Annotated in this window: 5 protein-coding genes; 2 read left to right on the forward strand and 3 right to left on the reverse strand. The window is 61.5% G+C overall.

Going from position 1 to position 6,964, the window contains the following annotated elements:
- The first annotated feature begins 95 nt into the window (after window positions 1-95).
- A complete protein-coding gene (locus ACIPL2_RS24850) occupies window positions 96-1,130 on the forward strand; it encodes an alpha/beta fold hydrolase (RefSeq protein WP_401360753.1) in 1,035 nt (344 codons plus the stop codon).
- Window positions 1,131-1,715: 585 nt separating this feature from the next.
- Entirely contained in the window at window positions 1,716-2,381 is a 666-nt protein-coding gene (locus tag ACIPL2_RS24855) for a DsbA family oxidoreductase (RefSeq protein ID WP_401360755.1), read from the forward strand.
- Window positions 2,382-2,509: 128 nt separating this feature from the next.
- On the opposite strand, the gene ACIPL2_RS24860 is transcribed toward ACIPL2_RS24855, so the two are convergent.
- Genes ACIPL2_RS24860 through ACIPL2_RS24870 form a run of 3 tightly spaced genes read right to left on the reverse strand, consistent with a single transcriptional unit; the run spans window position 2,510 to window position 6,787 of the window.
- Window positions 2,510-3,901, reverse strand: a complete 1,392-nt coding sequence (locus tag ACIPL2_RS24860) for a sigma-54-dependent transcriptional regulator (RefSeq protein WP_401360757.1) — start codon at window positions 3,899-3,901, stop codon at window positions 2,510-2,512.
- The gene (locus ACIPL2_RS24865; RefSeq protein WP_401360759.1) at window positions 3,891-5,666 is read right to left on the reverse strand and encodes an ATP-binding protein; all 1,776 of its coding nucleotides are present in this window, start codon (window positions 5,664-5,666) and stop codon (window positions 3,891-3,893) included. The genes ACIPL2_RS24860 and ACIPL2_RS24865 overlap by 11 nt, the downstream gene beginning before the upstream one ends.
- On the reverse strand, window positions 5,663-6,787 hold the full coding sequence (locus tag ACIPL2_RS24870; protein ID WP_401360761.1) for a GNAT family N-acetyltransferase: 1,125 nt from the start codon (window positions 6,785-6,787) through the stop codon (window positions 5,663-5,665). Before ACIPL2_RS24870 ends, ACIPL2_RS24865 begins: the two co-directional genes overlap by 4 nt.
- Window positions 6,788-6,964: the final 177 nt, after the last annotated feature.

Here is a 6,964-nt window from a genome sequence, read left to right on the forward strand (position 1 = left end):
CTCTTCATCAAACTGTCATGGAACTGTGGCAGCGCGCTTGAACAAACTTCATCAGACTCGCGCTCTACTGGGGTTCTGCGTTTTGGTGTTTTTTCATGCGTGCTTTTTGTTTATCAACCGTTCTTTTCATGGCCACCTTGTTGTTCGGCCCGCCGTCTTTTGCGGCCTCTCGTTGTGATGTCAATGTTCCGACCGAACGGGCCGATCTGGCGCAAGTGAGTCTGGCGTACCAGAGCATCGGCCGTGCGTCGGACCCGGCGCTGTTGCTGGTGATGGGCCTGGGCGGGCAGTTGATTCACTGGCCGGACGAGGTGGTGGTCGCGTTGTGTCAGCAGGGTTTTCGGGTGATTCGCTATGACAATCGCGATGTCGGTCTCTCGACCTGGCGGCAAGCGCCGGTCGATGCCAACCTGACCTTTGAAGTGTTGCGCTACAAGCTCGGTCTGCCGGTGTCGGCGCCGTATACCCTGACGGATATGGCGGACGATGCCTTTGGGTTGATGGACGCGTTGCACGTCGAGCAGTTCCACGTGCTGGGCGCGAGTATGGGCGGGATGATTGCCCAGCACATGGCGGCCATGGCGCCACAGCGTGTCGAGAGCCTGACGTTGATCATGACCACTTCGGGGGCTGAGGGCTTGCCGGCGCCCAGTGCGGCGTTGGTGCAGTTGCTGTCACGCCGTGGGGCGCCGAATCGTGAAGTGGCTTTGGAGCAACAGGCTGATTTGCTGGCGGCGCTGGGCAGCCCGACGGTGAGTGATGATCGGCAGGCGTTGTTGCATCAGGCGGCGCTGTCTTATGACCGGGCGTTCAATCCTGAGGGGGTGAAGCGGCAGATCATGGCGATTCTTGCGGAGCCGAGTCGGGTGGCGTTGCTTAATCAGTTGCGGGTGCCGACGTTGGTGGTGCATGGCACGGCTGATCCGTTGTTGCCGGTGATGCATGGGGTGCATTTGGCGGCGCATATCCGCGGCAGTCAGTTGAGGTTGATTCCGGGGTTGGCGCATCGATTCCAGGAGGCGTTCAAGGCGCCGTTGCTGGCGGCGGTGTTGCCGTATTTGCAGGCTCATCGGGAGGACACTTCGCATTGGGCGCAGCTTGATCCTGTGGCTGAGCATAATCTGCTGTAACACCACAAATCCCTGTGTAGGAGCGAGGCTTGCCCGCGAAGGCGGCCTTATAGCCGACCATTTTCTATCAGGTGTACATATCCATTCCTGCGGTAACGGCCACTTACGGTTTCGCCCTTACGGCGAGTCCCTTTTGTCAAACTCCACAAAAGGAACCAAAAAGTCTTGCCCCAGCGTCCGGCCCCTCGCTTAGGCTCGGCGTTCCTTCGCTCCGGTATTCATCTGGGCGCATCGCCTCCGGTCTGCTTCGCGACGACCTCCTCTCGATGTGTTCGACTGCGTCGAACGGCGCTACGCGCCTGCCCCCAGATGAACACCTCCACTCAGCCTCCCGACGGGGCGGGTGGATCAAAAGCAGGCGAGCTAACGCTCGGCCTGATGAGTGGTGAAGAGCGGCGGGTGTGCCCTGTTTTTGCCTTTGTAGGAGCGAGGCTTGCCCGCGAAGGCGGCGGTTCATTCAGCATTGATGCGATTGACACTCCACTTTCGCAAGCAAGCCCGCTCCCACAAGTGATCTGCTGCGCACTCAGGGCTGTCGGTGTATCGTTCGAACTTTCCGGCGTGTTTCAGTCTGCGAGGTGTGTGATGAGTGCCCCCTTGAAAATCGATTTCGTCAGCGACGTGTCCTGCCCTTGGTGCGTTGTCGGCCTGTATGGCTTGACCCGGGCCTTGGATCTGCTGGGTGACGAGGTCCAGGCCGAGATTCGTTTTCAGCCGTTCGAGCTGAACCCGAAGATGGGCCCTGAAGGGCAGAACATCACTGAACACATCATCGAGAAGTACGGCTCGACGCCTGAGCAATCGCAGAAGAATCGCGAGATGATTCGCTCGCGTGGCGCCGAGGTCGGGTTTGCTTTTCGCACGGACGGCAACAGTCGCATCTACAACACCTTCGACGCTCATCGTTTGTTGTTCTGGGCGGGGCTTGAAGGGTTGCAGTTCAATCTGAAAGAGGCGCTGTTCAAGGCGTATTTCACCGACGGCGGCAATCCTTCAGATCACCGTCAGCTGGCACAGATTGCCGAAAGCGTCGGGCTGGATCGGCAACGGGCCGAGGCGATTCTGGCGTCCGACGAGTTCGCCAAAGAGGTGCTTGAGGAAGAGCAATTGTGGCTGTCGCGCGGGGTGAGTTCAGTGCCGACGGTGGTGTTCAACGGGCAGTACGCGGTCAGTGGCGGGCAGCCGGTGGAAACGTTTGTCGCCGCGATTCGGCAGATCATGAGTGAAGCGAAGGGCGGCACAGTGAGCTGACCGGCAAACGCGGTCACTGTGGGAGCAAGCCTGCTCGCGAAGGGGCCATCAGCTTCCAGATCATGGTTGACTGATCGACCGCTATCGCGAGCAGGCTCGCTCCCACAGGGGGCGGTGTGTTTGCGTGATCAGCGTACGATCTTGTCCACATGAATCCCCAGTTTCTTCAGCCGGTACCAGAAGCTGCGCTCGGAAATTCCGATTAACTGTGCCGCCGCTGCCTGCACGCCGTTGCTCTGTTGCAGGGCCGCCAGGATGTAGGCCTTCTCGACTTCCGCCAGCGCCGCTTCCAGGTCCGAAGGCACGTTGCTGCCCTCGCTGAAAATCGCGCCACTGTCGGCGGGCCGTGAGGCAAACAGATAGGCCGGCAGATCATCGTCTTCGATCACCGCCCCCGAAGCGACAATGGTCGCGCGCTCCACGCAGTTCTGCAGCTCGCGAATGTTCCCCGGCCACGAATAATTGGCCATAGCCTGCAACGCCGCCGGGCTGAAACCGGTGATGCGTTTGCCCGCCGTGGCGCCCAGGGTGTGGGCGAAATGTCGGGCCAGCGGGGCGATGTCTTCCACTCGTTCGCGCAGGGCGGGCAGGGGAATCGGGAACACGTTGAGGCGATAGTACAGGTCTTCGCGAAATTCCTTGTTGGCCACCGCCTCCAGCAGGTTTTTGTTGGTCGCGGCGATCACCCGCACATCGACTTTGCGCTCGCGTGGATCGCCCACCGGTTCGATCACTCGTTCCTGCAACGCCCTGAGGATTTTCGCTTGCAAGGCCAACGGCATTTCGCCGATTTCATCGAGGAACAGCGTGCCCTTGTCGGCCTGCAGGAAACGCCCGACCCGATCCGCCACGGCGCCGGTGAACGCGCCTTTGCGGTGGCCGAACATTTCGCTTTCCAGCAGCCCTTCAGGGATCGCCGCACAGTTCACCGCGACAAACGGTTTGTCGGCGCGATTGCCGTGTTTGTGGATCGCCCGGGCGACCATTTCCTTGCCGGTGCCGCTTTCGCCGGTCAGCAGAATCGTTGCGTTGCTTTCGCGCACCGAATCGATCGCGTGCAGCACCCGCCGAAAACTCGGGCTGTCACCGATCAGGCTGTCGATCTGCTGGTGTTCGTCGAGTTCGGCGCGCATGCGCTGGTTGTCTTTGAGGATGTCGCGAAATTGCAGGGCTTTGCTGACGGTGATGTCCAGTTCGTCGATGTCGAAGGGCTTGGCGATGTAGTCGAAGGCGCCGTTGCGCATCGACTGCACGGCGTTTTTCACGGTGCTGTAGGCGGTCATGACGATCACCGGTAACTGTGGAAAACGCGTTTTGATTTCCGCCAGCAATTGCGGGCCGTCCATGCCGGGCATGCGCCAGTCGCTGATCACCAGGTCGATGTCCTCGCACTCCAGCACCTTGAGCGCATGCAGGCCATTGCCGGCGGTGAACACCACAATGCCGTTCTGACTCAGTGCCGAAGCCAGCAGGTCGCAGAGCTTGGGCTCGTCGTCGACCACCAGTACGTTATGTGTCATCGCTGCCCTCGTCGAAGTCTGCACCGTTGGCCGGAATGTACAGGGTGAAGGTGGCCCCGGCGTCTTTTTCACTGACGCACTCGATGCGTCCGTCATGACTCTCCATGATCGAGAAGACCTTGGCCAGACCCAGCCCGGTGCCCGACGCCTTGGTGGTGACGAACGGCGTAAAAATCCGTTCGAGCATGTCCGGTTCGATGCCTTGGCCGGTGTCGGAAATGCTGATGACGGTGAACGACGAATCACTGCTGATCGCCACGGTCAGGCGTCCGCCGTCGGGCATGGCGTCGATGGCGTTGACGATCAGGTTCAGGCCGGCCTGCTTGAGTTGCCGCGCGTCGGCATACAGGGTCGCGGCGGGGGCCTGATCGTCGATGCGCACATCGATGTTGTGGCTGGCCAGTTCCGGGGCGCAAAAGCCGATCAATTCATCCACCAGCGGCCGCGCCAGCTGTGTCGAACGCATCGGCGCGCTGGGTTTGGCGAAATCGAGGAATTCGGTGATCAGGTCGTTGATGCGGCTGACTTCACTGACAACGTATTCCAGATGACGCTTGTCGGTCTCGGGCAAATCGGCGCGCCGGTGGAGTAATTGCGTGGCGGTCTTGATGATGCCCAGCGGGTTGCGGATTTCATGGGCCAGGCCCATGGCGACTTCACCCAGCGCATGCAGGCGGTCGCGGCGGCGCAGTTGTGATTCCAGGTGCTGCAACTCGCCGAGGCGTTCGCTCATATGGTTGAAGGTGCTGCTCAATTCCGCCAGTTCGTCGCCGCCAGTGACCGCCAGGCGTTGGCGATAATCCCCGGCGATCACCGCTTGCACGCCTTTGGAGAGTTCGCGCAATGGCTGGGTCAGACGTTGTGACACCAGCCAGCCAACCGCCAGTGAGGCGGCCGAGCTGAGCAGGAAAATCAGGATGAACAGGTTGCTCTGGTTCACCAGCCCGACCAGGCTGGTGTGGCGCAGCAGACCACTGAAAATCACCCCTTGCAACTCGCCGTTTTCGTTGAGAATCGGCCGGTAGATACCGCTGTAGCGGTTGGTGAATTGCTCGATCGGCTGCTTGGTGTTGCGCAGGATCTGTTCGATTTTTTCCGGCACGGCCGCCGGATGATCCTCGAAGCGCTGGGTGGAAAAAATCTCCGAGAAGTCATCGGCCTTGGCCAGGTAGAGGCGCAGGTCGAGGGAATGCACGTCGGCCACGCTGGTGAGGAAACTGCTGTCGAGGTAGGTCGCAATCACCAGTTTGTAATCGACGCCGTCCTGATCGGTCTCGAAGGTCGAGACCACCGTGCCCATGGCGACGCCGCCGACTTGCAGGGTCTGCAACACGGCTTTGGGGGCGGTGCTGATCTGGCGGACGATGTCGTCGGTGGCGGTGCTGAACAGCACTTTGTGGTCGCTATTGCGCACCAGCGCGACCACGTCGATGCCCATGGCTTCGGCGATGTCGGTGGTCAGTTTGTCGCGTTGAGTCGAGGGGGCATCGGTTGGCGGGCGCGTATAACGCAGGAGCAACTGTGCGACCCGGGCGTTATCGCGCAGGATCTCGGTGATTTCGTCCTCGACGATCTTGGTCGATTCCTGCAGCCAGATCCGCACGTTGCTGTCGAAAATCTGCGACAGGGTGGTGGCGGCCAGTTCGGCGGCGATCATCGTCGGAACCACGCTGACCAGCCAGAAGGCCAGCACCAGTTTGCGCTGCAGGCTCCAGCCGGAAAGGGCGAAAGGTCGGGCGTTGGCGGGTCGGTGTCTGGTCATCATGCTTCGCTTAATGCAGCAGCCATGGCAGGGTCGGATCGGTCCGGGCGGATAAACATTTTCAGCCCTCGCAACAGGCCGTCGAGCGCGCGGTTGCGATGGCGGAAAAACACGGTGTTGCCGGTAAACGAGCAACCCAGGCGCAGCTTACTGGCATAGCCGGCCTGACCGCACGCGTAGATCGGGATGCCGTGTTCAATACAGTAGTCGACATTGGCCAGCCAGCTGCGTACGTACAGGTTGTGCTCGCGGGTCTGGCTCAGGTCGTGGGCGAAAAACTTGTCCACCAGTCGCTGCTCGTCCAGCAGCACCAGGTTGAACGCCACCAGTTCGTCGCCGAGCCAATACAGCACGCAAGCGGCTCGCTCGTCGAGCTGTTCCAGGACTTGGTGGAAGTAGGCCGGCGGCAAGCGTTCGAAAGTCAGGTCGCTGCGGGCGAGGGTGGCGTCGTAGAGCTGCATCATGCGCGGCAGCAGGTCGTCGACAGAGCGTCGCCACTCGATCCTCGGACCTTGCCCGCGCAACGTGCGACGCAGGTCTTTGCGGGTGGATTTGCCGAGGGTGCCGAGGTAGGCGTCCACCGAGCCAAAACTGATCGGCAGTTCTGCGCTGGGCAGCCCGGGCATGCTTTGCAGACCGGCCTCATGACAGACCTGCAACCATTGCGCATCACGATGTGAGGCATCCTTGACCGCGAGCAGGCCGATACCGGCCTGATCGGCGTCATTGCGCGCCAGGTTCAACAGTTGCTCGAGCAGGACCGGGCGCCGGGCGGGTTCGATGTGTCGGGCTGTGCCGACATGGCATTGCTCGGCCACCGGAGAACCGAGGGCGTAGAGGCGCACCTCGAGCAGGCCCGGCCACCAGCGGCGCACGCGTTCGCTGACGCGTTTGCCTAAGCCTTGAACCGTGGTGTCCAGCGCATAGGCGGTGGTGAACGCCACCGCTGCGGCGACCAGCACCTGCTCTTCATACAGCGCCAGATAGCGCCACTGAAAATCGGCAATGCCCGCCTGTTCAACGGCCCGATAGTAATCCCAGTCCTCCAGTTCGGCGGGGAAACAGGCATTCCAGGCACTGCGGTCGATGGCCTCGATCGTCGAAAAGGCAAGGGCTGTGATCACATTGTTTCCTTAAAATTGCTCACCATTACGGCCATCCCACCGTTGCACGATCCCTGTAGCAGCTGGCGAAGCCTGCGTTCGGCTCTGTAGCAGCTGTGGGGGGGGGGGGGGGGGGGGGGGGGGGGGGGGGGGGGGGGGGGGGGGGGGGGGGGGGGGGGGGGGGGGGGGGGGGGGACG

The sequence above is a fragment of the Pseudomonas sp. NPDC086251 genome (assembly GCF_044746405.1).
Classification (GTDB): domain Bacteria; phylum Pseudomonadota; class Gammaproteobacteria; order Pseudomonadales; family Pseudomonadaceae; genus Aquipseudomonas.